The 24,970-nt window shown below is 67.2% G+C and carries 21 protein-coding genes and 1 pseudogene; 9 read left to right on the top strand and 13 right to left on the bottom strand.

What is annotated here, in order from left to right:
• Window positions 1-1,304 precede the first annotated feature (1,304 nt).
• The 3 genes from FAZ98_RS35500 (at window position 1,305) to ubiM (ending at window position 4,388) form a co-directional block, all read left to right on the top strand.
• Window positions 1,305-1,817: a hypothetical protein gene (locus tag FAZ98_RS35500; protein WP_199272466.1), complete on the top strand. Its 513-nt coding sequence runs from the start codon at window positions 1,305-1,307 to the stop codon at window positions 1,815-1,817.
• Window positions 1,818-2,683: 866 nt separating this feature from the next.
• On the top strand, window positions 2,684-3,106 hold the full coding sequence (locus tag FAZ98_RS32775) for a hemerythrin domain-containing protein (RefSeq protein ID WP_158957982.1): 423 nt from the start codon (window positions 2,684-2,686) through the stop codon (window positions 3,104-3,106).
• Between the two features lie 76 nt (window positions 3,107-3,182).
• A complete protein-coding gene (ubiM, locus tag FAZ98_RS32780) occupies window positions 3,183-4,388 on the top strand; it encodes a 5-demethoxyubiquinol-8 5-hydroxylase UbiM (RefSeq protein WP_158957984.1) in 1,206 nt (401 codons plus the stop codon).
• A 38-nt stretch (window positions 4,389-4,426) separates the two neighbouring features.
• Here the strand turns inward: ubiM and FAZ98_RS32785 are convergent, their stop codons facing one another.
• Window positions 4,427-4,693: a DUF2934 domain-containing protein gene (locus tag FAZ98_RS32785; RefSeq protein WP_158957986.1), complete on the bottom strand. Its 267-nt coding sequence runs from the start codon at window positions 4,691-4,693 to the stop codon at window positions 4,427-4,429.
• 247 nt (window positions 4,694-4,940) lie between these two features.
• Here FAZ98_RS32785 and FAZ98_RS32790 point away from each other — a divergent pair, with 247 nt between their 5' ends.
• Window positions 4,941-5,414, top strand: a complete 474-nt coding sequence (locus tag FAZ98_RS32790; protein ID WP_158957988.1) for a PRC-barrel domain-containing protein — start codon at window positions 4,941-4,943, stop codon at window positions 5,412-5,414.
• Window positions 5,415-5,487: 73 nt separating this feature from the next.
• Entirely contained in the window at window positions 5,488-5,754 is a 267-nt protein-coding gene (locus tag FAZ98_RS32795; RefSeq protein ID WP_158957990.1) for a hypothetical protein, read from the top strand.
• 30 nt (window positions 5,755-5,784) lie between these two features.
• Here FAZ98_RS32795 and FAZ98_RS32800 read toward each other — a convergent pair whose 3' ends face one another.
• Window positions 5,785-6,726 carry a LysR family transcriptional regulator gene (locus tag FAZ98_RS32800; protein WP_158957992.1) on the bottom strand — a complete coding sequence of 314 codons (942 nt, stop codon included), beginning with the start codon at window positions 6,724-6,726 and terminating at the stop codon, window positions 5,785-5,787.
• 204 nt (window positions 6,727-6,930) lie between these two features.
• On the opposite strand from FAZ98_RS32800, the gene FAZ98_RS32805 reads away from it, so the two are divergent.
• Window positions 6,931-7,794, top strand: coding sequence for an oxidoreductase (locus FAZ98_RS32805; RefSeq protein WP_158957994.1), 864 nt, complete (start codon window positions 6,931-6,933; stop codon window positions 7,792-7,794).
• Window positions 7,795-8,080: 286 nt separating this feature from the next.
• On the opposite strand, the gene FAZ98_RS32810 is transcribed toward FAZ98_RS32805, so the two are convergent.
• Window positions 8,081-8,887 carry a sulfite exporter TauE/SafE family protein gene (locus FAZ98_RS32810; protein ID WP_158957996.1) on the bottom strand — a complete coding sequence of 269 codons (807 nt, stop codon included), beginning with the start codon at window positions 8,885-8,887 and terminating at the stop codon, window positions 8,081-8,083.
• Between the two features lie 34 nt (window positions 8,888-8,921).
• Window positions 8,922-10,121: pseudogene (locus FAZ98_RS32815) on the bottom strand (cysteine desulfurase family protein); the annotation flags it as partial.
• A gap of 204 nt (window positions 10,122-10,325) precedes the next feature.
• On the opposite strand from FAZ98_RS32815, the gene FAZ98_RS32820 reads away from it, so the two are divergent.
• Window positions 10,326-10,709 (top strand): BON domain-containing protein, encoded by a 384-nt coding sequence (locus tag FAZ98_RS32820; RefSeq protein ID WP_158958000.1) that lies wholly within the window; start codon window positions 10,326-10,328, stop codon window positions 10,707-10,709.
• A gap of 17 nt (window positions 10,710-10,726) precedes the next feature.
• A complete protein-coding gene (locus FAZ98_RS32825) occupies window positions 10,727-11,485 on the top strand; it encodes a protein-L-isoaspartate O-methyltransferase family protein (RefSeq protein ID WP_233272970.1) in 759 nt (252 codons plus the stop codon).
• Window positions 11,486-11,640: 155 nt separating this feature from the next.
• On the opposite strand, the gene FAZ98_RS32830 is transcribed toward FAZ98_RS32825, so the two are convergent.
• Window positions 11,641-11,904, bottom strand: a complete 264-nt coding sequence (locus FAZ98_RS32830; RefSeq protein WP_158958002.1) for a DUF6723 family protein — start codon at window positions 11,902-11,904, stop codon at window positions 11,641-11,643.
• A 370-nt stretch (window positions 11,905-12,274) separates the two neighbouring features.
• Between FAZ98_RS32830 and FAZ98_RS32835 the strand changes: the two genes are divergently transcribed.
• Entirely contained in the window at window positions 12,275-13,528 is a 1,254-nt protein-coding gene (locus tag FAZ98_RS32835; protein WP_158958004.1) for a multidrug effflux MFS transporter, read from the top strand.
• Window positions 13,529-13,651: 123 nt separating this feature from the next.
• Here the strand turns inward: FAZ98_RS32835 and FAZ98_RS32840 are convergent, their stop codons facing one another.
• The 8 genes from FAZ98_RS32840 to ligD all read right to left on the bottom strand — a co-directional run bounded on the left by FAZ98_RS32840 (window position 13,652) and on the right by ligD (window position 24,940).
• Window positions 13,652-15,277: an FGGY-family carbohydrate kinase gene (locus FAZ98_RS32840; RefSeq protein WP_158958006.1), complete on the bottom strand. Its 1,626-nt coding sequence runs from the start codon at window positions 15,275-15,277 to the stop codon at window positions 13,652-13,654.
• Between the two features lie 52 nt (window positions 15,278-15,329).
• Window positions 15,330-16,058 carry an SDR family oxidoreductase gene (locus tag FAZ98_RS32845; RefSeq protein ID WP_158958008.1) on the bottom strand — a complete coding sequence of 243 codons (729 nt, stop codon included), beginning with the start codon at window positions 16,056-16,058 and terminating at the stop codon, window positions 15,330-15,332.
• 63 nt (window positions 16,059-16,121) lie between these two features.
• Window positions 16,122-17,399, bottom strand: a complete 1,278-nt coding sequence (locus FAZ98_RS32850) for a sugar ABC transporter permease (RefSeq protein ID WP_158958009.1) — start codon at window positions 17,397-17,399, stop codon at window positions 16,122-16,124.
• Between the two features lie 11 nt (window positions 17,400-17,410).
• Window positions 17,411-18,301, bottom strand: coding sequence for an ATP-binding cassette domain-containing protein (locus FAZ98_RS32855; RefSeq protein WP_233272971.1), 891 nt, complete (start codon window positions 18,299-18,301; stop codon window positions 17,411-17,413).
• 97 nt (window positions 18,302-18,398) lie between these two features.
• Window positions 18,399-19,463 carry an ABC transporter substrate-binding protein gene (locus FAZ98_RS32860; RefSeq protein ID WP_158958011.1) on the bottom strand — a complete coding sequence of 355 codons (1,065 nt, stop codon included), beginning with the start codon at window positions 19,461-19,463 and terminating at the stop codon, window positions 18,399-18,401.
• A gap of 123 nt (window positions 19,464-19,586) precedes the next feature.
• Window positions 19,587-20,531, bottom strand: coding sequence for an AraC family transcriptional regulator (locus tag FAZ98_RS32865; RefSeq protein ID WP_233273036.1), 945 nt, complete (start codon window positions 20,529-20,531; stop codon window positions 19,587-19,589).
• Window positions 20,532-20,875: 344 nt separating this feature from the next.
• Entirely contained in the window at window positions 20,876-21,997 is a 1,122-nt protein-coding gene (locus FAZ98_RS32870) for an NADH:flavin oxidoreductase/NADH oxidase (protein WP_158958013.1), read from the bottom strand.
• 156 nt (window positions 21,998-22,153) lie between these two features.
• A complete protein-coding gene (gene ligD / locus FAZ98_RS32875) occupies window positions 22,154-24,940 on the bottom strand; it encodes a DNA ligase D (RefSeq protein WP_158958015.1) in 2,787 nt (928 codons plus the stop codon).
• Window positions 24,941-24,970: the final 30 nt, after the last annotated feature.

Genomic DNA, 24,970 nt, shown 5'->3' on the forward strand with positions numbered 1-24,970 from the left:
CTCCGAAGCCTCCGCCAAAGCCGCCACCGTGACCGCTCGACGAACCGCCCGCAGGACCGCTCGGTCCGCAACCGGGGCCGCTGCCGCCGCCCGAGCTGGAACCACTGCCGCCACCGCCGTAGCCACCGCCGCCGCCAGGGCCGCTGCCGTGACCGCCGCCGCTGCTGCCCGGTCCCGAACCGGAGCCGCCACCACTATGGCCGCTGGAACCGCCGGGACCGCCAGGGCCTGAGCCACCGCTACCGCCAGGGCCACTCGGACCGGAACCACCACCGCCGTGGCCGCCGCCGGGGCCACTTGGGCCTGAGCCACCACTTCCGCCGGGACCACTCGGACCAGAGCCACCGCTACCGCCAGGGCCGCTCGGACCGGAACCACCACCGCCGTGGCCGCCGCCGGGGCCACTTGGGCCTGAGCCGCCGCTACCGCCGGGACCACTCGGACCAGAGCCACCGCTTCCGCCAGGACCGCTCGGACCGGAACCGCCACCACCGTGGCCGCCGCCAGGACCGCTCGGACCAGAGCCGCCGCTACCGCCGGGACCACTCGGACCAGAGCCACCGCTTCCGCCAGGACCGCTCGGACCGGAACCGCCACCACCGTGGCCGCCGCCAGGACCACTCGGACCAGAACCACCGCTACCGCCGGGGCCGCTCGGACCGGAACCGCCACCGCCGTGGCCGCCGCCGGGGCCACTTGGGCCTGAGCCGCCGCTACCGCCGGGACCACTCGGACCAGAGCCACCGCTACCGCCAGGGCCACTCGGACCAGAGCCGCCACCGGGCCCCGAGCCTGAACCGCCGCCGCTATGACCGCCACCTCCGCCTGGGCCCGATGGGCCGGACCCCGTGCCACCGCCAGGGCCAGAGCCCGTGCCGCCACTAGGCCCTGAACCGGAGCCGCCGCTGTGCCCACCATTCCCGCCACCGCCGTGATGGCCGCCAGAGCTTCCGGTGCTGCCCGTACTGCCGGTACTTCCCGTACTGCCGGTACTTCCCGTGCTGCCGGTACTTCCCGTACTACCGGTACTTCCCGTACTACCGGTACTTCCCGTACTTCCCGTACTACCGGTGCTTCCCGTACTGCCGGTACTTCCCGTACTACCGGTGCTTCCGGTGCTTCCCGTACTACCGGTACTTCCCGTACTACCGGTGCTTCCCGTACTACCGGTGCTTCCCGTGCTGCCGGTACTTCCCGTGCTGCCGGTACTTCCCGTACTACCGGTGCTTCCCGTGCCGCCGGTACTCCCAGTCGCCCCGGTACTCCCCGAGCTGCCGCTCACCCCAGGCGATCCGGTACTGCCCGTGCCATTACCCGAGCCGGTCGTGCTCCCGCCGGGGCTACCCGGCGAGGTCCCGCCCGTCGTCGCGGCGCCGGTGCCCGTCGTCGATCCCGACGTGCCGATCGACCCCGAGGTCGTCGTGCTGCCCGTCGAACCGCTCGTGCCCGTGGAAAGGCCGCCATTCCCGCCGCTGCTCTCGTTCGCTGCGATCGAGGCAACCCCGCTGTCGCCGCCGGCACACGCACCGAGATTGCCCTGGCAATCGTTCGGCCCGGTGATGCCGGAAGCGACCCGCGCGGCGCGCGTGTTTTCGACTTGCGGCCCGCTCTGCGCGGCCGGGTTCACGCTTCTGGCATCGGCGGGCGCCGTGCTGCCCAACGGATTGGCGCTGGCACCGCTCGCCTGGACTGGCGCGTCGGCGGCAACCATGATGGAAGATGTGGGATCGTCGCCGCTTGCGGCATGCGCGGCCATGGCCGGCAGCACGATGGCGGCGCTAATGGCACACAGTCTGAAGCCGCGGCGCATTGTGTAGTAGTACTGATTGGGTTTTGAAGTTCTCATCGCGTTCTCCCGTGAGACGAAGGCGGCGCGCGCGACACCCCATCGCGCGAACCACGATCGCTACGCGCGTCATGAACGCGCGTCGCGCTTCGTCAAGCGAAACCCCCGCTACGCCTCGGTACGCGCCGCTGTCGGGCGGCGCGCACGGTTCGGTCCGGTGCGTGCGGCGCACAAGGTATCCGGCCGGTTGAGTAATAGGCATGCTCACCGACGCGGGGATGGCTTGTGGGTTTGTCGCAGACCTGTTGGGGCGACAGGAGACAAGCACGTCATGCGGTCGGCCGTATAAACGTTGCGATGACCCTCGTTATCGCGAACGCGCGGCGACCGGATGCCTTGGGGGGCCTTTTTAGCCAAATCCATGCCATCGGCCGCAATCCGCGCTGTGAAGCGGCACTCATCGTTTTCATGCTGAACGCATGACTGAAAACGTGTGCAAAATGTTTCGATGCTGAAACGCTCAGCCGAATTACTGCGTTTCTCGTGAAGAAAATGAATAACGCCGGCGTCACGCTGTTGTGCCTGCAACGTATTCGTATGAAGGAAATGAATGCGGCTGCATGGGCCATGAAGGCGCTTAACTCATTGTTTGGCGCTCAATAAACAGGGGAAACCGATATTTCCAGAAGCGTTCAAATTTGATTCATCGAAAAAACGAATTGAATTGATCGACTGTTGGATGGCGAATATCGTGCGATCGCACCCCGCGTAGGGCATTCATCGGACTAAATGCCGCACGCCATCGGGACATATCACGACATTTGCGCGAGATCATCAGAAATAACGTGCGCCATTGTTATCTTGATAATTTCCTCGAGAAGCACTCGCGCCGTTTTCATGTCCCTTTCCGCTGCCATTCCCGCCTCGCATTTGCCTGCCGAGCTCCATCTCGGCGAACCCGTCACCGACGCCATGCACGCCGGGTTCATGCGCCTGCTCGACCAGACCCGCGATGCCCCGGACGACACGCTCGTTGCCGCGCTCGACGCGTGGATCGCGCATACGCAAGAACACTTCGCGCAGGAGGAGCGCTGGATGGACGCCATGGATTTCGCTGGCCGCCATTGCCATACCGGTCAGCATCGCAACGTGCTGCACGTGGCCGGCGCCGTGCGCGCGGAAATCGTGGAGAACGGCCGCTTCGATCTGGGCCGCGGTCTGAGCGCCGAATTGCGCGACTGGTTCGCCCATCATGTGAGAACGATGGACGCGATGATGATCGGCCACATGCGCGAAATGGGCGTAGCGCCGGTCGCGTGAGGGATCACATCGTGCATCGCGCGTCGACTCTTCCGTCTTGCCGTTTTTCGCTCACTCGCATCCGGGCAACCGCTTCATGAACAACGACGTCATCATCGTCGGCGGCGGTCCCGTCGGCTTATGTCTCGCGCGTGCGCTCAGCGGCCACGGCATGCGTATCACGGTAATCGAGCAGCAGGCGACCGACGCATTGGCAGCGCCCGCATTCGACGGCCGCGAAATCGCACTGACGCAAAAGTCCGTGCGCCTATTGCGCGATCTCGACGTATGGGAACGCATCGATGCCGATGCCCGTTCGCCCATGCGCGCGGCAAAAATTTTCAATGGCATGTCGATGCATGCGCTTGAAATCGGCGCGGGGAATGCTCGTTCCGGCAACCATGCGGAATTGGGCTGGCTCGTGGCCAATCACGTGATTCGCCGGGCGGCATTCGAGTCGGTGCAGGCGAGTATCGCCACGCATCGCGACATCACGTTGATGGCGGGCGAAACGGTGAGCGCCGTCACGGCCAACGCCGAAAGCGCGAGGGTGACGCTCGCGAGCGGCGCGACGCTCACGGCCGCGTTGGTGATTGCCGCCGACAGCCGCTTTTCGCCCACGCGCCGCATGATGGGCATCGCCGCCGACCTGCACGACTTCGGCAAGACCATGCTGGTGTGCCGCATGACGCACGACCAGCCGCATCGCGAGGCCGCCTGGGAGTGGTTCGGTTACGGCCAGACGCTGGCGTTACTGCCGATGAATGCGCACGCGGAAAGCGGTGCGCATCAATCTTCCGTGGTCCTAACTTTATCGGCTCACGCAATGGAGGCGGTGGCCGCCATGAGCGAGACCGCATTCAACGCGCATCTCGAACAACGCTTTGCAGGGCGCCTCGGCGCGATGCAACTCGCGAGTACACGCCACTGCTACCCGCTCGTATCCGTCTACGCCAACCGTTTCATGGCCACGCGTTTTGCCACGGTTGGCGATGCGGCGGTCGGCATGCATCCGGTCACGGCGCACGGCTTCAACTTTGGTCTCGCCAGTATCGAAACCTTGTGCGAAAGCGTGACGCATGCGCGACGCGCAGGCGGCGACATCGGCGCAGCAGCGGTTTTACGAAGCTATGAACTACGACACCAGCGCGCAACGCGGCCGTTGTTTCTCGCCACTCGCTTCGTCACCGAAATCTATACGAACGGCACGCTGCCCGCGCGGCTCGCACGCGAAGTCATGCTGCGCGCGGCCTCGCGGCTCGCGCCGTTCAGAAACGCGGTGGCCGCGTCACTGATGGGTTAGTTTCGCGGCCATTACGTGCACGGAAACGTCGGCAAACGTTATTTCGGCGCCCCGCCGCGGCGCTCGTCGCGCGAGAGTTCGGCCGGTGGCAACGAATCGCTTTCCTGTAGCGGGTCGCCCACCACACGGCGTTTGCCGGACTGATCGCTGGCCACGCCGCCCGAGTCGCTCTCGGCGTCGTATTCGGCGGCGACCTGTTTCTCCGCGCGGCTCCAGTATTCGTCGGATTTGCCATCGGGCGCGCCGTCGTCTTGCCAAAGCTGATACGCGCGGCGGCGGATGCGTTCTTCACGTTCGTCGTTCATGGCGATTCCTCCTGCGAAAGTCGCCTTCATCTAACGACGTGCCCACCGCAAACGCGATGCCCGTGCGCACTCATGCGTCTCCCAGCCGCCGCTGGGCGCGCAAAGGCCGTACGCCGGGCGCGAAGGTTGCGTCATTAGCGCTGCGTGAGCCACATGAGCCACATGAGCCACATGAGCCACATGAGCCACATGAGCCACATCGACATAATCGATCACAATGCCGCCATCCACGAACCAGGAGGTTTTCATGGACCCCACCACTCCCGCCCCGCCGCTGTTGCCGCAAACCGATGCCGCCGATGTCGGTCTGGTCGGCGCCGTGGCGTTGAGCGGCGCGCGCGTGATCGCCTCGGACGGCAAGCACGCGGGCAAACTCGAACACGTGATGCTCGACGTGCGCCGCGGCCGCATTGCCTATGCGGTCGTTTCGGTCGGCGGCATCGCGGGCCTGGGCAGCAAGCTGCTCGCCGTGCCGTGGCGCGCCGTGATGCTCGACCTGACGCATAATCATGTGCTGCTGCCCGTACCCGCCGAGAAGCTCAAGGACGCGCCGGGCTTCGACAAGGACCACTGGCCCGCAATGGCCGACCCGGACTGGGAACGCGGCATCTGCGACTACTACGGCAGCGCGCCGTACTGGGGCGCCGAGGACGGCCGCGTGGGCGACCTGCCAACCGGATCGTCGAACCTGCCCGGCCCGGGGCGCGGCGTGGAGCCTTGAACCGGAGTCGGCGCGCGTCGAGCTTGCACGCGGGCGCGCGCCCTCTCTTCACGCCGTACAAGGAACCGAACCGATGTTTGCCGCCGTCACCACTCTCGCCTTGCTGATCGTCGGCTATGTGCACACGAGCCTTTCGCGCTTCACTGAGCCGGGGCGCAAACGCGTGATCGCCCATGTAACGCTCATCGCCGTGGGGCTGATGTTCGGCGTGATCGGCGCGATGCTGGCGGGCCAGGTCGCGCCGCCGTGGGTCGTGATCGCGTGCGGCATGGGCATCGTCCATATTCCGGCGCTGTGCGTGCTGATCCTCAAGCGTTTTGGCCGCTCGGGACAAAGCTGAGCGGCACGTGGACGATCGCTGTGGCGGCACTCAGGGTCGCATCGCCGCAGCCAGTTCGTCGGCGGTCAGGAAATACTGCCGGTTGTCCGCCAGCCGCCCGATCATGAAGTCGATGAAAGTCCGCACGCGCAGCGGCTGTTCCGTGCGATGCCCGTAGTAGATGTAGAGCGCGCCGTAGTCGACCACGTGCTCCGCCAGCAGCGCCACGAGCCGGCCTTCGCGAATAGGCGTGGCCGCGCTGAAACTGCCTAGCTGGCCGATACCCAGCCCCGCCAGCACGGCCTGCGTTTCCATCTCCGTATCGTTCACGTGGATCACAGGCGGCACGTCGCGCCACACGATCTCGTCGCGCACCTGAAACGCCCATTGCGCGAGCTTGCCCGTATTCGCACGCCGATACCCCGTGCAGCGGTGCCGCGCGAGATCGTCGATGCTGCGCGGCGCGCCGTGACGCGCGAGATAGTCCGGCGACGCGCACACGATCAACTGGATCGGCACGAGCCGCCGCGCGATGGAGCCGCCCGCAGGCGGCGGGCCGCCGCGAAAGCCCACGTCCGCGCGTTCGCTCACGAGGTCGGTGAAGCGGTCATCGAACTGCACTTCGAGCTGTACGTCGGGATAGCGCTGCGCGAACGCCTCGAAGTGTTCCCACAACACCGGCATGCCCAGCGCGCGCGGCGCACTCACGCGCAACGGGCCGCTCGCCGCTTCGGTCGAGCGCCGCGCCTCGTCCAGCGCCGAAGTCAGCGTGGCGAGCGCGGGCCTGGCGCTCTCGTAGAGGCGCTGACCTTCCTCGGTCAGACTCAGCTTGCGCGTGGTGCGATGAAAAAGCCGCACGCCCAGCGACTTTTCGAGTTGCATGACGGCCTGACTCGCGGCCTGCGGCGAGATGCCCTGATCGACCGCGGCGCGCCGCAGGCTGCCCAGCGCGGCAGCGCGCACGAAGGTGGTGATTGCGCGAATTTCGTTCATGCCGGCTTCCGGTCGAGTTTCAGGTTGCGCTTGCGCTCGCGTTTACGTTTGCGTTCCGATTGGCCACCGGTTGGCCACCGGTTGGCATTCGTTCGCCAATTAGCAACTTCCGCTTGCCAATGATTCCAGTGATTATGGTCTAGTTCGGGTCAATCGTCGCGCCTACGATGACGTCACTCACCTCACCTCAGCAAGGAGAACGTCATGGCCACTATCGAACAAGGGCAGTTCAAGCGCGTCTGGTTCATCACGGGCGCTTCGCGCGGCATTGGCGCGCTGATCGCGGAAGCGGCGCTCGCCGACGGCAACGCGGTGGTCGCCGCGGGCCGCAACGTGGAGGCGATCACGCAACGTCTGGGCACCTCGGCCGCGCTGCTGCCCGTCGCGCTCGACGTCACGCGCGAAGACCAGGCGCACGACGCCGTGCGGGCGGCGATCGCGCGTTTCGGCCGCATCGACGTGCTGGTCAACAACGCGGGGTTCGGCCTGCTCGGCGCGATCGAGGAGTCGGCGGACAAAGACGTTCGGCGCATGTACGACACCAACGTGTTCGGCCTGCTCAACGTCACGCGCGCCGTATTGCCGGTCATGCGCGCGCAACGCGCGGGTCACGTCGTCAATATTTCGTCGATTGGCGGTTATCGCGCGGCGGCGGGATTCGGCGCGTATTCATCGACGAAATTTGCGGTGGAAGGTATCACCGAGGCCTTGCGCGCGGAACTCGCGCCGCTCGGCATTCATGCGACCGTGGTCGAGCCGGGCTACTTCCGCACCGACTTTCTCGATGCGTCTTCGCTGGTCGTGGCCCCGCAGGTGATCGACGATTACGACGCGACCTCGGGTGCGGTGCGCCGCCGCGCGCGCGAGCTGAACCACAATCAGCCCGGCGATCCGGCGAAGCTCGCCGCGGCGATGATCGCGCTGGTGGATGCGCCCGCGCCGCCGCTGCGCCTGCCGCTCGGCACCGACACGCTCGCGGCCATCAGCGCGAAAAACGACTACGTGGCGCAGGAGATGGACGCGTGGCGTGCGCTGTCGGCATCGACGGATTTCGCGAGCGCGAGCTAACGCTCCACGCGGCGACGAATACGGCGCGGGGCCGCCATGCTGCGCAAGCGCACCGGGTGGGAGCGCCGAGCATGTTGGCGCCCAGCGCCGCTTTGACCAGCGAGCCGCACGCGACGGCACGACGGCGCGGGGCCGCCATGACACGCAAACGCGTTGGGTGAAGCAGGCGCGCCGAGCATGTTGGCGCCCAGCGCCGCTCAGGCCAGCGAGCCGCACGCGACGGCACGACGGCGCGGGGCCACCATGACACGCAAACGCGTCGGGTGAAGCGGGCGCGCCGAGCCTGTCAGGCGCCCAGCGCCGCCTTCGCGAGCAAGCCGCACGCGACGCACACGAGAATGCCCGCGAAGCCCATTTGCGTGTGACGCGCGGAAACGCGCCGCGAAGCCTGACGCCCGAGCACCATGCCCGCGACGGTGGCGAACGTGAACCACACCGTGAGGTCGAGCCGCAGCGGCACGCCGTGCAGCACGGTCGAAATCACGCCGCCGCTGCCCACGAGCGCGATCACCGCCAGCGAAGTCGCCACGATGCCGTGCATGGAGATATTGGTGAGCTTGCGCAGCATCGGCACGATGATGAAGCCGCCGCCCACGCCCAGCAGGCCCGTCATGAGCCCTGTGAGCGCGCCCGTGGAAGCGAGCGCGACGGCCGTGCGCGGCGACCACGCGAGCCTGCCGGTATCGGGGTTGATGCGCGCGACGCACAGCGGCGACGCCTCCGGGTGCGGCTCGCCGTGCCCGACCGTCTGCCACAACAGCCGCGCCGCCACCACGGCCATCACCGCGGCGAACAGCGCGAGCAGCACGCGCTGCGAGAGATGCTGCGCCAGTTGCACGCCGATCCACGTGGCCGGCACGCCCGCGAGCGCCATGCAGCACGCCGCGCGATACCGCACGAGCCGCCGCCGGAACGCTTCGAGCGCGCCAATGGCCGCGCTGAACGCCACCGCGATCAACGCAACGGGCGTGGCCTGCTGCATCGGCCAACCCATGCCCACGACGAGCGCGGGCACGGCCAGAATGCCGCCGCCCGCGCCGGTGAGGCCGAGCAGCGCGCCGATCATCGCGCCGAGTGCGAGGGAGACGATCATCGCGAATCCGGAAGGCGGTGCGAATGCGGCATCAAGCCGTGGCCGTGGCTTCGGTGCGCGGCTGGCACTGCGCCACCACGCGCGCGATGCAGTCGATCGCGAAATCGATGTCGGCCGCCGTGGTGAAACGGCCCAGGCTCAGGCGCACGGTGCGGCTCGCGGCTTCGGCGTTCAGGCCGATAGCCGTGAGCACGTGCGATGGCGTGCCCGCCGCCGAGTTGCAGGCCGAGGTGGACGAAATCGCCATGTCGCCCGTGAGCAGGAAGGGAAAGAAGCCGGGCAGATCGATCGTGAGACTCAGCGTGTTGGGAATGCGCGGCGCGTGCGCGGCGTTCTGCGTGACGCCGGGCAGCGCGAGCACGCCTGTGAGCAGTCGCCGCGCGAGCGCGTCGATACGCGCGTGTTCGTCGTCCAGCGCGGCGCCGGCGAGTTCGCACGCCACGCCCATGCCCACGATCTGATGCGTCGCGAGCGTGCCCGACCGCAGGCCGCGTTCGTGACCGCCGCCGTGCATCTGCGGCGCGACGCGCTCGAATGCCGCGCGGCTCACGTAGAGCGCGCCGATCCCCTTGGGCCCATAGACCTTGTGCGCCGACATCGAGAGCAGATCGATGCCCTGGGCTTGCACGTCGATGGGCGTCTTGCCGAGCGCCTGCGCCGCATCCACGTGCAGCAGCGCGCCGGCCGCATGCACCACGCGGGCGATCGCGGCGATGTCGGTGAGCGTGCCGAGTTCGTTGTTCACCAGCATCAGCGAAACGAGGCCGGTGTCCGGGCGCAGGGCGGCGGCCACGGCTTCGGCGGTGATCGCGCCGTTCGCGGCGGGCGCGAGGCGCGTGACGCTCATGCCGTGGCGGTCGACGTGGCGCTCGAGCCAGGCGGCGGTGTCGAGCACGGCCTTGTGCTCGAGCACGCTGGTGATCAGATGCGTGCGGGTGTCGCCGCGTGCGCCCGCGTTTTCTGCGTAACCCTTGAGCGCGAGATTGTTCGATTCGGTGGCGCCCGAGGTCCAGACGATGTCTTGCGCGTCAGCGTTGATGAGCGCGGCAACCTGCTTGCGCGCTGTTTCCACGAGCCGTTTCGCGCGCTGGCCCGCGTCGTGCGAACTGGAGGCCGGATTGCCGAAATCGCCGTCGATGCCGAGACACGCCGCCATGGCCGCGATCACGCGCGGGTCGGCGGGCGTGGTCGCCGCGTAGTCGAAATAAGGAGTGTGGGCGGGGGTCGTCGTCATGAGAGCGGGTAGGTCGGGAAGCGGGCTTCGGAATGCGGGCAATGCTACGCGGGGACGCGGGGAATCGGCTTCCAAATTTCCTGACGATATCGGGCGCGAGTAGAACAATTTTCTTCGATCGCCGGGATCCGAAGAAACGACTCGCGTGGCGGCATGCGCGTTGCGCGCGTTCAGGTCGATCGAGCACGTCATCGGGAGTATCGAATGTCAGTCTTCGCACCCATCCGGCACGGCGCGCGACTCGCGCTCGCGGCCGCACTCGGCACCTTTGGCACCCTCGGCGCGACCCGTGCCGTCGCACAAAGCCGCGCGAACGCCACGCCGCCTTATTCGCTCACGAACAGCGGCCCGAGTCTGGGCCAGCAAAGCGGCGACGCGCTCATCACCGCGAAAGCGAAAGCCGCGCTGCTCGCGGCGTCCGATCTCGACTCGGGCGATATCCATGTGACGACGGAAAGCGGTGTCGTCACCTTGAGCGGCGTGGTGCCGCGCCGCGCACAGAAGGCGCAAGCCGAGCAAACGGTCAAGCAGATCGACAACGTGGTGGGCGTGCGCAACACGCTCGATGTGGATGAAGCGCCGCAATAGCCGGGGCGGGACGCACCATGGCCCAGAGCGTTGAATCCGGCGACGGCCGCGCGCAGGAGCGCGCCGCCATGGTCGACCGGCAGATCCGCGCGCGCGGTATACACGACACCGCCTTGCTGGCCGCGTTCGCCGCCGTGCCGCGTCACGTGTTCGTGCCGCCGGCGTTGCAGAAGCACGCGTATGCCGACGCCGCGCTGCCGATCGGTCGTCACGCAGGCAATCAGGCGCGCAGTCAAGCGGGCAGCCAAGCAGACAGCCAAGCGCGTAGTCAATCGAGCATTCAGACCATTTCGCAGCCGTATATCGTTGCGCGCATGATCGATCTCGCGCAGGTGCGGGCGACGGACAACGTGCTCGACGTGGGCACCGGTTCGGGCTACGCGGCGGCGATCCTCGCGCGTCTCGCGGCGAGGGTCGTGTCGATCGAGCGCGACGCCGGTCTCGCGCAACACGCCCGCGAGACGCTCGCGCGCCTGAACGTGCGCAACGTCGATTGCCGTACTGGCGACGGCACGCTCGGCGTTCCCGAGGCCGCGCCCTTCGACGCGATCCTGTGCGCCGCCGGCGGCCCCGGCGTGCCGCGAGCATGGCGCGAACAACTGGCCATGGGCGGGCGTATCGTCATGCCGGTCGAAACCGGCCGGGGGATGCAACGGCTCGTGCGGCTCACGCGGCGCGACGCCGTCACGTTCGAGGAAGCCTCGTTCGAACGCGTGCGTTTCGTCCCGTTGATCGGCGCGCAGGGGTGGGACGACGCGGCACGGCCGGATGGCTAATGCACCACCGCCTTCGCTTGCCGCCTTCGTATACCTCTACCGGGTTAGTCAGGCGCGCGGCAGGAAACGGGGCGCGTTCGCGGGCAGCGTCGCGCGATTGCGCGTGAAAAACGCCACGCAACGCCGCCCGTCCACCTTGGCGCCACTGCGAACCGTCAAGGCTCCGGCGTCGCGATATCGGCGCGTATCAATGCATCGGCTAGCGCGAGCGCTTCGCGGCGCGCTTCCGGGCCCGTCGCGCAGGGGCCCGCGCGCGAGCAGCCTTCGAACGGATAGATGATCCGTCCGTCGTACTTGCGGCGTATGCGCAGCAGACCGAAATAGCGCCCTGCGCTGTCGATCTGCTCGCCGCAAAACACATCGTAGTCGTCAGCCGTGGTCGGATGTCGCTCACTGGGCTGCGGCCTCTTTTCTGACATGGGGCACTCCACGTTGTCCTTGAGTGGGAGATGCCTTGCGCCCCGCAAGAGTCGGGCCCGCGCTCGCGCAGCCGTGCTCCGCAGGCGATTCATGCCGATGCGATCGTCGCGCGCCGACTGCCACGCCGATGGCAAACCGATGGCAAACCGATGGCAAACCGATGACACGTCCACCGCGCACCGCGCGCTCGAACATCGTCGGAGTTCCGGTGCGCATCCCTTTCCCCGCGATGGGCTTTGGGCGACGCGCCGCAATCGCAGGCAAAATACGCGTTCTTTACGGGCAAAGCGCCGCCCGGCCCTCCCGCGTTCGCGATACGAACGCTTGGGGAGGCCGCCACGGCGCCGCCCATCGCCCTCTCCGCCTCACATGAACGACCACGACGCCACAGGCGGCGCGCGCCCCAATTCGCCGCGCTTCCTGCTGTTCCTGATTTGCCTGTTCGCCTCCGCGGGCCAACTCGCCATCGACATTTACGTGCCCGCGCTGCCCGCCATGGCGCGCTATTTCTCGACCTCGCCGCAGGCGATCCAGTCGAGCGTCTCCGTCTATCTGGCCGCGTATTCGCTCGGCCAGCTCGTGTTCGGGCCCGTCTCCGACGCCATCGGGCGCAAGCGCGTGCTCGCCTTCGGCCTGGTCGTCTACACGGTCGGCTGCGTGCTCTCGCTGTGCGCGCCGAATCTCGAGACCTTCGTGTTCGCGCGCTGCCTGCAAGGCTTCGGGATCGCCGCCACCAATCTGCTCGCGAAAGCGATCATCACGGATTCGTTCACGGGTAGCGCGCTCATGCACGCGTTCACCTACATGTCGATCACCTGGGGACTCGCACCGATCGTCGCGCCCGTGATTGGCGCGCACTTGCAGGAATGGTTCGACTGGCAGGCGTGCCTGATCTTCCTGCTGATCTATTCGATCGTGATGTGGGCGCTGCTCTGGCGTTACCAGGAAACTTTGCGTCAGCCCGTGCAGCTCGAAGTACGCACGCTCGTTTCGAATGCGGGCAAGGTGCTCGCGAGCCCCGTGTTTCAAAGCTGCTTTCTCGCGCAGGGCCTGTGCTATTCGATCCTGCTCGTGTTCAACGTGGTCGGGCCGTTCATGGTGTTGAGCACGCTGCACAAGCCGCCCACTTACTTCGGCTATCTCGCGCTCGGCATCGGCTTCATGTATTTCCTCGGCGGCCTCTCGAACCGTCTGCACGGCCCGCTCGCGCCCACGCCCGAGCAGCGCCTGCGCTGGGGCTCGCACGCGATGGCGGGCGCGGCGGTGGTGATGCTCGCGCTGGCGCTCGTGGTGGGTCTGCGCGTGTGGACGCTCGCCATGCCCGTGCTGTTCATGGGCTTCTGCGCGGGCGCGATGTACCCCACGTTCATGGCGAAGGGCAACTCGCTGTTCCCGCATATCGCGGGACTCACGAGCGCGATCCTCGGCTGCGCGCTGCTGCTGGTTTCATCGGCGATGATGGGGTTGGCGGGCTTTGTCTCCGTGCACGTGCTCACGCCGCTCGCGATGTTTTTCGTGCTGCTCGGCTTCACCGTGGTCGCGATGACGAAGAAGCTGCTGCGCCATCTGGCCCAGCTCGAAGCCGCGCCCGCCGTGGCCGCTTGCAACGGCGAGGCGGCCTGAAGTACGCGAAGCCGGAGCGCCGGATCGCCGGATCGCCGGAACGCTCAAAAAGTCTCAACACCCGTTTCCGCGTGAACCGGCGCCGACCCCAAGAAATAACCGCCAACGCGCCGCGCCAGACACTCACCGAATTGCGCGCGCCACGTCCTGCAACTGCGTGAACGCACGGTATCGCGCATCGTGCGTGGCGACGGTTTCACCGGTCGCGGGCGCATAGGTCTTGTCGATCTGCGACATCGCGGCCATGGCGCTGCGCACATCGGCATACAGACCGCCCGCCACGCCGCCCAGCATCGCCGCGCCCAGCAGCACGGGTTCCTCGGCGGCGGTCGCGAGCACGGGCTTCCCGGTGGCGTCGGCGAGCAGCTGACGCACGAGATCCTGGCGCCCCGCGCCGCCGCTAATCACGATCTGCTCGATGGACGCACCCGCGCGCGCCTGCACGTCGATGATCTGGCGCAGCCCGTAGCCGATACTCGCGATCCCCGCCACGTAGAGCGCGACGAGGCTCGCGAGATCCGTTTCCATGCCGAGCCCGGCGATCACGGCGCGCGCATGCGGGTCGGCGAACGGCGCGCGATTGCCGAGAAATTCGGGCACCACGTGCAGCCCCTGGGTCAGATCGATGGCACCGGACAGGCCCCCGGTGCCCGCGGCTTCGGCGGCGAGCGCCGCCAGCATCGCGGGCAGCGACTGCCCCGCCTGCGCCGCGCGCTGCGCCGCTTCGCCCGCGTACGGGTGCATCGCCACGAGCCGGTCGATGGCCGCGCCCGCCACGGATTGACCGCCCTCGTTGAGCCAGGCTTGCGGCACCATCGCCGAGAAATACGGCCCCCAGACGCCCGGCACGAACACGGGATCGCGCGTGGTCGTCATGGTGCACGACGAGGTGCCGAACACGTAGGCGAGACTCGCCTCCGGGTCACCCTGCGCGCCCACCGTGCCGATCCCGCCCGCATGCGCGTCGATCACGCCCGTGGCGACCGGCGTGCCCGCGCGCAGGCCGAGTTGCGCGGCGGCTTCGGGCGTCAGGCCCTGGCCGAGCGGCGTGCCCGGCTCGACGATGCGCTGGCCGATGCGCGCGAAGTCTTCGTCGGCCAACACACCGAGGCCCACAGTGCGGAAATAGCTTTCGTCCCAGCGCTGTTCGTGCGCGAGATAGGTCCACTTGCAGGTGACCGTGCAGGTCGAGCGCGCGAGGTCGCCGCTCGCGCGCCACGTGAGGTAATCGGTCAGGTCGAAGAATTGCCACGCCGCTTCGAACGTGGCGGGCCGGTTTTCCTGGAGCCACAGCAGCTTGGGGGTTTCCATCTCCGGCGAAATCTTGCCGCCCACGTAGCGCAGCACCGGGTGATGCGTGGCGTTGATGCGGTCCGCCTGATCCAGCGCGCGATGATCCATCCACACGATGATGTCGCGCTCCGCGTTCTCCGAAGGGCCGACCGCGAGCGGCGTGCCGCCCGCGCCGAGCACGACCAGCGAACAGGTGGCGTCGAAGCCAATGCCGGCCACGTCTTCAGGCGCGACCTTCGCCTGCGCGAGCGCGTCCTTGACCGCGTCGCACACGGCGCGCCAGATCTCCGTGCTCGACTGCTCGACCATCGCACCGCTTTCATGGAACACGGTGATGTCGCGTTTGGCCGCGCCCGCCATGCGTCCCGCGGCGTCGAAAATGCCCGCGCGGGCACTGCCCGTGCCCACGTCCACGCCGATCGCGTATTGCGCGCGGCCTTGCTGTTGAGTTGTCATGGCGTCCCGGTAGGTGTCTTCATGGCTGATCGCCCGTGTAGGGTAATCGCGTTCACAGATCGACGCTATTCGGCAGAATCACGAGATCGCGTATGGTCACGTTGCGCGGGCGCGTGAGCATGAACACCACGGCCTCGGCCACTTCCTGCGGCTGCATCAGGCTGCCTTGCGCGAGCGCTTCGTCCATCTTCGCTTTCGGCCAGTCGTCGAGCAGCGCCGTGACCACCGGCCCGGGCAACACCGCGCCCACGCGCACGCCGTGCTTCGCGACCTGGCGGCGCGTGGTGTGCATGAACGCCTGCACCGCGAACTTGGACGCCGTGTACACCGGCTCCCACACCACCGGCACCACGCCCGCCACCGAACTCGTGAACAGAATGTCGCCCGACTTCTGCGCGACCATGTGCGGCAGCACGGCTCGCACGGAGCGGAACGCCGCGTTGATGTTGAGGTTCAGCATGCGGTCCCAGTCGTCGGGATTGCCGTTCACGACTTCGCCGCCAATATAGGCGCCCGCGTTCGCGTGAAAGATGTCGAGACCGCCCGCGAGGTCGAGAATGCGCGGCAGCATGGTGGCGAAATCGGCGGGTCTCAGCAGGTCCATGGCAAGCCCGAACGCGTTCGGGCCGAGTTCCTGGCAGCACTGGGCGAGACGGTCTTCGGCGCGATCGATCAGCACGACCTTCACGCCTTCGCCGATGAGCGCGCGCGCGCAGGCCAGCCCGATACCCGAGGCCGCGCCCGTGATGGCGGCCACCTTGCCGTTGATGGATTCAGACATGAATGAGGCTCCTCACAGGATCAAGCGTCGAAGAAATAAGGATCGAAGGAATAAGGATCCGACTCATGCGCGGCCGTGCGAAACCCGCGACTGGCGCGCGAGCGAGTCGACAATCACGGCAATCGCCAGCACGGCGCCCGTGATCATGAAACGCAGCGAAGAAGAAAGATTGAGCAGCGTGAGGCCGCTCGCGATCGACTGGATCACGATGATGCCGAGCACCGCCGACCACGCGCTGCCGCGCCCGCCGAACAGGCTCGTGCCGCCGATCACGGCCGCCGCGATGGCATTGAGATTGACGTCGCCGGTGCCCGCCTGCTGGCTCGCCGAAGCGAGCCGCGCCGCCGTGAGCACGCCGCCGAGCGCGGCGAGACCCGCGCATAGCACGAAGGCGCTCGTGTAGATCGCGCCGACCTTGATGCCCGCGCGGCGGGCCGCTTCGTGATTGCCGCCCACGGCGTTCATCGAGCGGCCCCAGCGCGTGCGCGTGAGCGCGTATTGCATGACGACGGCGAGCAGGAGGAAGAGGCCGAACATGAGCGGCACGCCGCGCCCCTGGTTCAGGTAAGCGACCACGATCTCCAGAAATACGGTAATGGCCGCCGCGCGCGTGACGAGGCTCGCGACCGAAGGCGCCGAAAGGCGCGCCGCGTGCCGGCGCGCGCGCGTGCGCATGCCGAGCAGCAACACCACCGCGCCCGGCAACAGCGCGAGGAGGTGCGAGACCGGCGCCGGCATCACCATCAACTGGCCGAAATTGACGATGGTGGAGCCGTACGGCAGGTTGATCGAGCCCGTCGAGCCGAGCACGTACAGTTGCATGCCGAGGATCGCGAGCAGGCCCGCGAGCGTCGAGACGAAACTCGGCATGCCGATCCAGTTGAGCAGCAGCGCGTAGAGTGCGCCGATCGCCGCGCCCACCACGATGGCCGCGGCAATGGCGAGCAGCACCGGCCAGCCTTCGTTGACCCAGAGCGTGCCGACCATCGCCGAGGCGAAGCCGCTCATGGAGCCCACCGAAAGATCGATTTGCCCGACCAGCAACACGCAGACGATGCCGAGCGAGATCACGCCCACGGTCGAGCAGTCGAACAGCATGTTGACGAGATTGTCGGCGGAAAGAAACACCGGGTTCAGGCTCGTGAACACGGTCCAGATAATGACGAGACCGGCGATCACGGGCAGCGAGCCGAGATCGCCCGAACGCACGCGATCGACGAAGGCCGAAACCGTTTCGCCGATCCCGCTCGCGTGCTTCACGCGCACGTCGCTGCGGTCGAGCAGCGTGGGCGGCGACGACGCGGTCTCGCGTTCGGGGTCGGGATGAGTGTGATTGCTCATGATCGTGCCTTTCATTGAAGGTCCTGTTGTTGCGAAGGCGCGGGGGCTTGCGCCTGGGTCTGCGCCGATGCCTGCGACTCCCGCCGCCCCGCGCGCCGCGACACGGCGTTCTCGGTTGCGCCCGTAATGGCCGCCACGAGTTCCGCGTTCGACGAGTCGGGATAGAACACGCCGTTGTTGCGGCCGAGGCGCAGCACGACGATGCGGTCGGCCACGGCGCGCACGTCCTCCATGTTGTGGCTGATCATGATCACGGCGTGCCCGCGGTCGCGCACGCGCTCGATCAGGTTCAGCACCTCGGCGGTTTGCGCCACGCCGAGTGCGGCGGTCGGTTCGTCGAGCATGATGAGCTTGGGGTCGAGCAGCAGCGACCGCGCGATCGCCACGGTCTGACGCTGGCCGCCCGACAGCGACGCCACCACGTCGCGCACGCTGGGAATGCGCGCGGAAAGCTCGTTGAGCAGCGTCCACGCCTTCACTTCCATGGTCACTTCGTCGAGCCGGTACGGGCTCAGTTCGCGGCCGAGGAAGATATTGGCGACAACGTCGAGGTTCTCGCACAGCGCGAGGTCCTGAAACACGGTGGCGATACCGAGATCGAGTGCCGCGCCCGGATCGGAGAGCGAGACCTCCTTGCCGCCGAACGTGATGGTGCCGGAACTCGGCTGGTGCACGCCCGCGAGGATCTTCACGAGCGTGGACTTGCCCGCGCCGTTGTCGCCCACAAGCGCGACGACTTCGCCGGCGCGCACGTCGAGTTCGATGTCGGTGAGCGCCGAGACCGCGCCGAAGTGTTTGGACACGCCGCGCAGGCTCAGCACGAGTTCGCCGCTTTTCGCGCGGGCTTGCGTGGGCGCCGGGGTGATGGCGGGCGCGGTAGAGGGTGCGCTGGGCTCAGTCATGGAATGGGTACCTCTTCATCGTGTCGTACGAAATGCGCGGGACCCGGCGGCGCGCACGCGCGCCGGTTCCCGCCTGTGGCAAGCCGCTTCGCGCTTATTAGTTGGCAATGCCGAGTTTCTTGCAACCGTCCGCGTAACGTCCCGTGCACAGGTCCTTCGCGCTCGCGAAACCCTTGTCGATCACTTCGGCCTTGATGTTCTGCTGCGTGATGACGGCCGGCTTGAAGAGTTGCGTGGGCGTCTTGAACAACGTGGTTTCGCCCTTCACCGGCTGATTGCTGAGAAAGCCCACGGCCACTTTGGCCGCCGCGCCCGCGACGATCTCGCTGGGCTTCAGAATGGTGTTGTACTGATCGCCCGCAATGATCAGTTGCAGGCCCGCCGTGGTCGCGTCGTTGCCGGTCACGGGCGGCACGGGATTCACGCCAGCCGCCTTGAACGCGGCCACGGTGCCGCCGGCCGTGCCGTCGTTGGCGGCCACCACGCCCACGATCTGCGTGGAAAAGCGCGTGATCTGGCCGCTCACCCATTGCTGCGCCTTGGGCGGCGCCCATTCGGGCGTGTCGTATTCGGCGAGCGTCTTGTAGCCGCTGCCTTCGAGCCCTTCGTGAATGCCCTTCTTGATGAGCCCGGCCGCCGCGTCGGTGGGCGAGCCGTTGACTTCGAGCACGCCGCCCTTGCTCGCCGCCACGCCGCTCGACTTCAGATGCTGCACGAGCGACTGCGCGATGGACTTGCCGATGTCTTCGTTGTCGAATGAAACGTAATAGTCGGCGGGCGTGGACGGCACCGGGCGGTCATAGGCGATCACCTTCACGCCGCGCCCCTGCGCCATGTGCACGAGCGAAGCGGCCGCCGTGGAATCGACGGGATCGAGCACGATGACCTTGGCGCCCTGCGCGATCACCGAATTGAATTGCTGCTGCTGTTGCGAGGCGTCGGCGTTGGCGTTCTGGTACAGCACCTTGCAGTCGGGGCAGAGCTTGCTCATCTCGGCCTTGAAGCCGGGAAAGTCGTGCTGCTCGTAGCGCGTGGACGCCTGGTCGGGCATCAGGAACGCCACCGTGCCGCTCGGCGCGGCATGGGCCGTCATCGCGCAGGCGAGGCCGAGCGCCACGGCGGCGATGAGCTGCGTGCGCAGCGGGGTCGTGAGTCGGTTCATCGTGTGTCTCCGTTTATTGATTGGATGTGTCGAATGCCGGCGTTGCGCGGATGTGCGTATCCCGCGCCGAGCGGGCTGCAAGGCACTGCGTTTGAAACAGCGATAAAGGACGATAAAACCGCGTCAGCCGAACGCCGGCACGCCCTGCGCGGCGGAATGGGGGAAGTCCGTGCCCGCGTCCGTGCTTACGGCTTCCGCGCTGGCGGCGTTCAGGCGCTGGTACGCGCGCCATCGCGTGGGTGACATCTCCTTGAGCAGGAGGAACTGGCGGTTGAAGTTGGAGAGATTATTGAAACCGACCTGGTAACAAATGTCGGTGATACTGACCTCGCCCGACATCAACAACTGGCACGCGAGATTGATGCGCAACCGGTTCACGTAGCGCACGAACGACACGCCCGTATGCCGCCGGAAGTAGCGCGAAAACGCACTCACGCTTTGGCCCGCGAGCGCCGCGAGTTCGGTTTCGCGCAATTCCTGCGAGAGATTCTTGCCGATGAACGCCAGCACGTGATTGATGCGCGTGCCCGCGTAACGCGCGGGATCGGCGCGATAGGCGTCGCTCGCGAGCATCGTGGGCTCCGCGCTTTGCACCAGCAACTCGAGCAGCGCGATGAAGAGCGTGATGCGGCGCATGCCTTGCGCGTTGAGCATTTCGCGCAGGACGGGTTCGGCGGCCGCGCCCGTTTCGGGCGTGAACAGCAGGCCCCAGCGCGAGGCGTCGAGCAGCGGCGCCACGCGGCGGAACTCCGGAAACACTTCCGTGGCGCGCGCGATGAACGCCGAATCGAATTGCAGCACGAGGCAGCGCTCGTCCACCTGCTCGCCGGGCGTGACGCTGCTCACCCAGTTGTGCGGCAGGTTCGAACCAACCATCACGAGATTGCCGGGCGCGAAACTGCCGATATAGTCGCCCACGAAATACTTGCCCGTGGTCGCCGTGATCAGATGAATTTCGTACTCCGGATGAAAGTGCCAGCGCACCGTGCGATACGGATAACCGTGCGACCACACCTTGAACGACTCGTCGCGCGGCACGGCCACGAGTTCGAGATCGGGCTGTGCCAGCCGCACGCGGCGCAGGCCGTCTACGCGCTCGCGCGGCGCGACCTCGTGCGTGCCCGCCGCTGCGCTGCCCTGCTCGATCTCCATGGTCTGCATCCCGCCTCCTCGTCCCGCACCGGTTGTTGTTCTTGTGTGGCGCCGCGTGCCTGCCTGCTTGCCTGTTCGTCCGCCGACGAAACGACGCCTTGCCATAAGCTGAAAATTACCCGTCGCGCACCGCGATCACCACTGAAAATCAGACCGCGGACTGATACTTTTTTGCATTCGGGTGAACCCTGGCGCGGTGCGATGTCAACTTTTGTGCAAGGCAGCAGCCTGTCAACCACGCTTGCAGAAGCCATACCCCATCAGTCCCCGCAATCGCGCGCAGCCGGGTCGGGCTGGTAGCGCTCGAGCCAGTAGGCGTACTGCGCGGGCAGCACCCACGAAGGTTTCTCGAGCTTCAAATGCTGCGCGGCGCGATACGGGTAATGCGGGTCGGCGAGATGCGCGCGGCCGATCATCGCCAGATCCATCTGCTGCGCGGCCACCACGCGCTCGGCCACGCGCGGAATATCCACGCCCCACGACGACGCCACCGGCACATGCGCATCGCGCCGCACCTGCTCCGCAATGGGCGCGAGAAACGCCGGTCCCCACGGAATCTTCGCGCCGGGAATCGAAAATCCCACGCTCACGTTGAGCAAGTCGAGCCCTTCGGCGCGCAGCGCGCGCGTGAGTTCGATGGATTCGCGCAGCGTCTCCTCGTCGCGGCCGTCGTATTCGATCACGCCGAAACGCGCGGTGAGCGGCAAATGTTCCGGCCACACGTCGCCCACGGCGGCGAGCGTTTCCACGAGAAAGCGGCCGCGATTTTCGAGGCTGCCGCCGTAAGCGTCCGTGCGATCGTTCGAATGCGTCGAGAAGAAACTCTGCGCGAGATAGCCGTGCGCGTAATGCAGTTCGAGCCATTCGAAACCGCAGGCACGCGCGCGGCGCGCGGCATCGACGAAAGCCTGTCTGACGCGCGCGATGTCGTCGAGCGTCATCGAGCGGGGCACACGCGGCAGGTTCGCGCCGAACGCGATGGCCGAGGGCGCGATGGGCTGCCACGCGCGCGGGTCGCGCTCGGGAAGATGGTCGTCGCCTTCCCACGGACGATTCGCGCTGGCCTTGCGCCCCGCGTGCGCGATCTGGATGCCGGGCACCGCGCCCGCCGCCTTGATCGACGCGGCAATGCGCGCCATGCCTTCGGCCTGCGCGTCGTTCCACAAGCCCGTGCAGTACGGTGTGATGCGGCCTTCGGGCGCGACCGCCGTGGCCTCGACGATCACGAGTCCCGCGCCGCCGCGCGCGAGCGCCGGATAGTGCGCCCAGTGCCAGTCGTTGGTGACGCCGTCGACGGCGCTGTACTGACACATTGGCGGCACGGCGATGCGGTTGCGCAGCGTCACGTCCTTGAGTTTGAAGGGGCTGAACAGGGCAGACATCGTGCGACTCCTCGGTGGGGAATCGCTTCACCTTAGGTGAATTTTTCGCGGCGCGGCGGCGGCATGCAGCGTGCGAAACACGCGACGAAAACGACTGCGAACGTTGCCGTTTCGTACGCGGTTCGCTTCGGCAAAACCTCGGGCGAAAACGCTACTTCACGCCTGTTTCACGCCCAGATCGCGCCACATCGCTGCCGTGATGCGCTGACGCGTCTTGCCGTAGTCGCGCCAGGGATCGTTGCGCTGCGCGTCCAGCCGCTCATGCAGATTGGCGATATTCCACTGATCGCCGCGCGTGACCGTTTGCAGTTCGTCCCACGCGATCGGCACGGAAACGCCCAGGCCCGGCCGCGCGCGCGGCGCGAACGCGGCGATCGTGCTGGCGCCGCGCCCGTTGCGCAGGTAGTCGACGAAAATGCGGCCTTTGCGATTCTGCGGCCCCGACTTCGCGCTGAAGCGGTCGGGCAACGTGCCCGCCATATGACTCGCCACGGCATGCGCGAAATCCTTCGCTTCGTCCCAGCCCGCATGACGCGTGAGCGGCACGACCACGTGCAGGCCCTTGCCGCCGCTCGTCTTGCACCACGAACGCAGCCCGAGCGCGTCGAGCAGTTCGCGCGTGAGTTGCGCCGCCTCGATCATGCGCTCCCAGCCCAGCGTGGGATCGGGGTCGAGGTCGAACACGAGGCGATCGGGCTTTTCGATGCTCGTGACGAGCGCGTTCCACGTGTGCAGTTCGATCGTGTCCATTTGCGCGGCGCCCACGAGCGCCTTGACCGAGTCGAGCGTGAGCAGCGGCTCGTGGCCGGGGTCGAGGTCGGCGTGCTGCGTGGCGTGCGGAATTTGCAGTTTCGTCGCGTGCTTCTGGAAAAACAGTTCGCCGCCCACGCCTTTCGGCGTACGCGCGAGCGCAACCGGACGCTGCTTCAAATGCGGCAGCAGCCACGGCGTGATCCACTCGAAGTATTCGACGAGGTCGATCTTGCGCAGGCCGCTTTGCTCGTCCATCACGCGGTCGGGGTTGCTGATGCGCACGCCGCCAACCTGCGTTTCGCCGCGCGATGCTTTCGACTTCATCGTTACGGATTCCGAAGCACGGCCTCGGGCTCCGGACGAGGTGGCTTTCGCCGATACGGCTTTCGAAGCAGCCGTCGACCTTTCCGTTTGCTGTTCGCGCACGATGTTCTCCGCTGGCTTGTCGGTTCGCAAACCGATAAACGACGCATGACGCACCACGCCCGCACTCGTCCACGTCTTGAAGCGCACCTCGGCCACGAGTTGCGGTTGGACCCAATGCACGCGGGCGCGGGTTTCGGCGGCCGGTACGGCGGCGAACGGCGAGGCCTTGCTTGCGCGCGCCTTCAGGTCCTTCGCCATCGACTTGAGCCGCGCGTTGTCGAATCCCGTGCCGACCTTGCCCGCGTATTGCAAGGCGCCCTGCTCGTCGTACACGCCGAGCAGCAGCGCGCCGAAGCCTTCGCGGCTGCCCGCCGGGTCCGTATAGCCGCCGATCACGAATTCCTGCCGTTGCGTGCAGCGCAGCTTGAGCCACGCCGAACTCCGCGTGGACGTGTAGCGGCTGTCGCGCCGCTTCGCCACGAGGCCTTCGAGCTTCGCTTCGCAGGCGGCGGCGAGCAGCGTTTCCGGATCGCCCTCGAACGCTTCGGAGAAGCGCAAGGCGTCGTCCGTATGGCGGGCGAGCACCGCTTCGAGCGCGCTACGGCGCGCTTCGAGCGGCGCGGCGCGCAAATCCATGCCGTCGAGCCATGGCGCGTCGAACAGCCAGAACGTGATGGCGTCGGGGCTGCCTGCGTCGAAGGCGTTTTGCAGCGCCTGGAAGTCGGGCACGCCGGACGCGTCGAGCACGACGGCCTCGCCGTCGAGCCACGCTTTGTCGACGTCGAGCGCGCGCAGCGCCTGCACCTGGCGCGGGAATTTGGCGGTCCAGTCGTTGCCCGTGCGCGTATAGATGCGCACGTCGCCCTCGCCGCGTGCGCTGCGGTCGATGCGCGCCAGCACGCGATAGCCGTCGTATTTGAGCTCGTAGAGCCAGTCTTCGCCTTGCGGCGGCGCTTCGGCGGGCGTGGCGAGTTCCGGCGCGAGCGTCGCGGGGAGCGCCGCGCGTCTGGCGCCTTCGATCGCCTTGGCGCCGCGCGCTTTCGGACCGCCCACGGCCTTGCGCGCCGCCGTGCCGCGTGCCGTTGCGGTCGCGTCGGCGGCTTTCGCCACGCGCGCCTCCGCCTTCGGAGTCGCGCCATTGGCGTCATTGGCGCCCTTTGCGGCGGACGCGGCACGCGTGCCCCCCGACGATTTCGAAGTTTTCGCCGTCGCGCGCGCTTTCTTGTTCGGCGCATGCTCCGCTCGATCGTCGATCACCTTGTAGTCGTCCTCGCTTCTGGCATCCGCGTCGCGATGCTTGATCAGCAGCCACGTGTCCTGCTTACCGCTCTTCATCGAACTGCGCACGAGCGCCCAGCTGCCGTGCAACTTGTCGCCATCGAGCGTGAATTTGAGCCGGCCTTGCGCATAGGCGTCGCGCGCGGCGCGCATGCCGCCTTCGGGATGCCACACGCCGTGGTCCCAGATATCGACCGTGCCCGCGCCATAACTCCCCGCCGGAATACGCCCTTCGAACGAACCATATTCCAGCGGATGATCCTCCACGTGCACGGCGAGCCGCTTGACCGTGGGATCGAGACTCGGCCCTTTCGGCACCGCCCACGACTTGAGCGTGCCGTCGAGTTCGAGCCTGAAATCGTAGTGCAGATGACTCGCGTCGTGCCGCTGGATCACGAACGCGGCGCTGTCCTTATCTTTGCGGGCGCGGCTGGGCGCCCCGCGACGCGCGCTGCTGCGTGCGGGCGGGTGCGCGTGCTGGCCGCGCGGCTCCGGCGTTTCGTCGAAGCGCCGCTTCGATTCATACTGTTCGAGCTTGTGCTTCATCGCGCCTCTCCGTCAGACACCGCGAGCCCG

The organism is Paraburkholderia acidisoli, from assembly GCF_009789675.1.
GTDB classification, from domain to species: Bacteria; Pseudomonadota; Gammaproteobacteria; order Burkholderiales; family Burkholderiaceae; genus Paraburkholderia; species Paraburkholderia acidisoli.

Coding starts and splice junctions, on each gene's coding strand:
- FAZ98_RS32845 (WP_158958008.1), bottom strand. CDS start 16,058: ATGTCTGAATCCATCAACGGCAAGGTGGCCGCCATCACGGGCGCGGCC.
- FAZ98_RS32785 (WP_158957986.1), bottom strand. CDS start 4,693: ATGAACGACGAACGTGAAGAACGCATCCGCCGCCGCGCGTATCAGCTT.
- FAZ98_RS32790 (WP_158957988.1), top strand. CDS start 4,941: ATGGACCCCACCACTCCCGCCCCGCCGCTGTTGCCGCAAACCGATGCC.
- FAZ98_RS32820 (WP_158958000.1), top strand. CDS start 10,326: ATGTCAGTCTTCGCACCCATCCGGCACGGCGCGCGACTCGCGCTCGCG.
- FAZ98_RS32805 (WP_158957994.1), top strand. CDS start 6,931: ATGGCCACTATCGAACAAGGGCAGTTCAAGCGCGTCTGGTTCATCACG.
- FAZ98_RS32795 (WP_158957990.1), top strand. CDS start 5,488: ATGTTTGCCGCCGTCACCACTCTCGCCTTGCTGATCGTCGGCTATGTG.
- FAZ98_RS32860 (WP_158958011.1), bottom strand. CDS start 19,463: ATGAACCGACTCACGACCCCGCTGCGCACGCAGCTCATCGCCGCCGTG.
- FAZ98_RS32870 (WP_158958013.1), bottom strand. CDS start 21,997: ATGTCTGCCCTGTTCAGCCCCTTCAAACTCAAGGACGTGACGCTGCGC.
- ubiM (WP_158957984.1), top strand. CDS start 3,183: ATGAACAACGACGTCATCATCGTCGGCGGCGGTCCCGTCGGCTTATGT.
- FAZ98_RS32855 (WP_233272971.1), bottom strand. CDS start 18,301: ATGACTGAGCCCAGCGCACCCTCTACCGCGCCCGCCATCACCCCGGCG.
- FAZ98_RS32850 (WP_158958009.1), bottom strand. CDS start 17,399: ATGAGCAATCACACTCATCCCGACCCCGAACGCGAGACCGCGTCGTCG.
- ligD (WP_158958015.1), bottom strand. CDS start 24,940: ATGAAGCACAAGCTCGAACAGTATGAATCGAAGCGGCGCTTCGACGAA.
- FAZ98_RS32810 (WP_158957996.1), bottom strand. CDS start 8,887: ATGATCGTCTCCCTCGCACTCGGCGCGATGATCGGCGCGCTGCTCGGC.
- FAZ98_RS32800 (WP_158957992.1), bottom strand. CDS start 6,726: ATGAACGAAATTCGCGCAATCACCACCTTCGTGCGCGCTGCCGCGCTG.
- FAZ98_RS32835 (WP_158958004.1), top strand. CDS start 12,275: ATGAACGACCACGACGCCACAGGCGGCGCGCGCCCCAATTCGCCGCGC.
- FAZ98_RS32840 (WP_158958006.1), bottom strand. CDS start 15,277: ATGACAACTCAACAGCAAGGCCGCGCGCAATACGCGATCGGCGTGGAC.
- FAZ98_RS32830 (WP_158958002.1), bottom strand. CDS start 11,904: ATGTCAGAAAAGAGGCCGCAGCCCAGTGAGCGACATCCGACCACGGCT.
- FAZ98_RS32825 (WP_233272970.1), top strand. CDS start 10,727: ATGGCCCAGAGCGTTGAATCCGGCGACGGCCGCGCGCAGGAGCGCGCC.
- FAZ98_RS32775 (WP_158957982.1), top strand. CDS start 2,684: ATGTCCCTTTCCGCTGCCATTCCCGCCTCGCATTTGCCTGCCGAGCTC.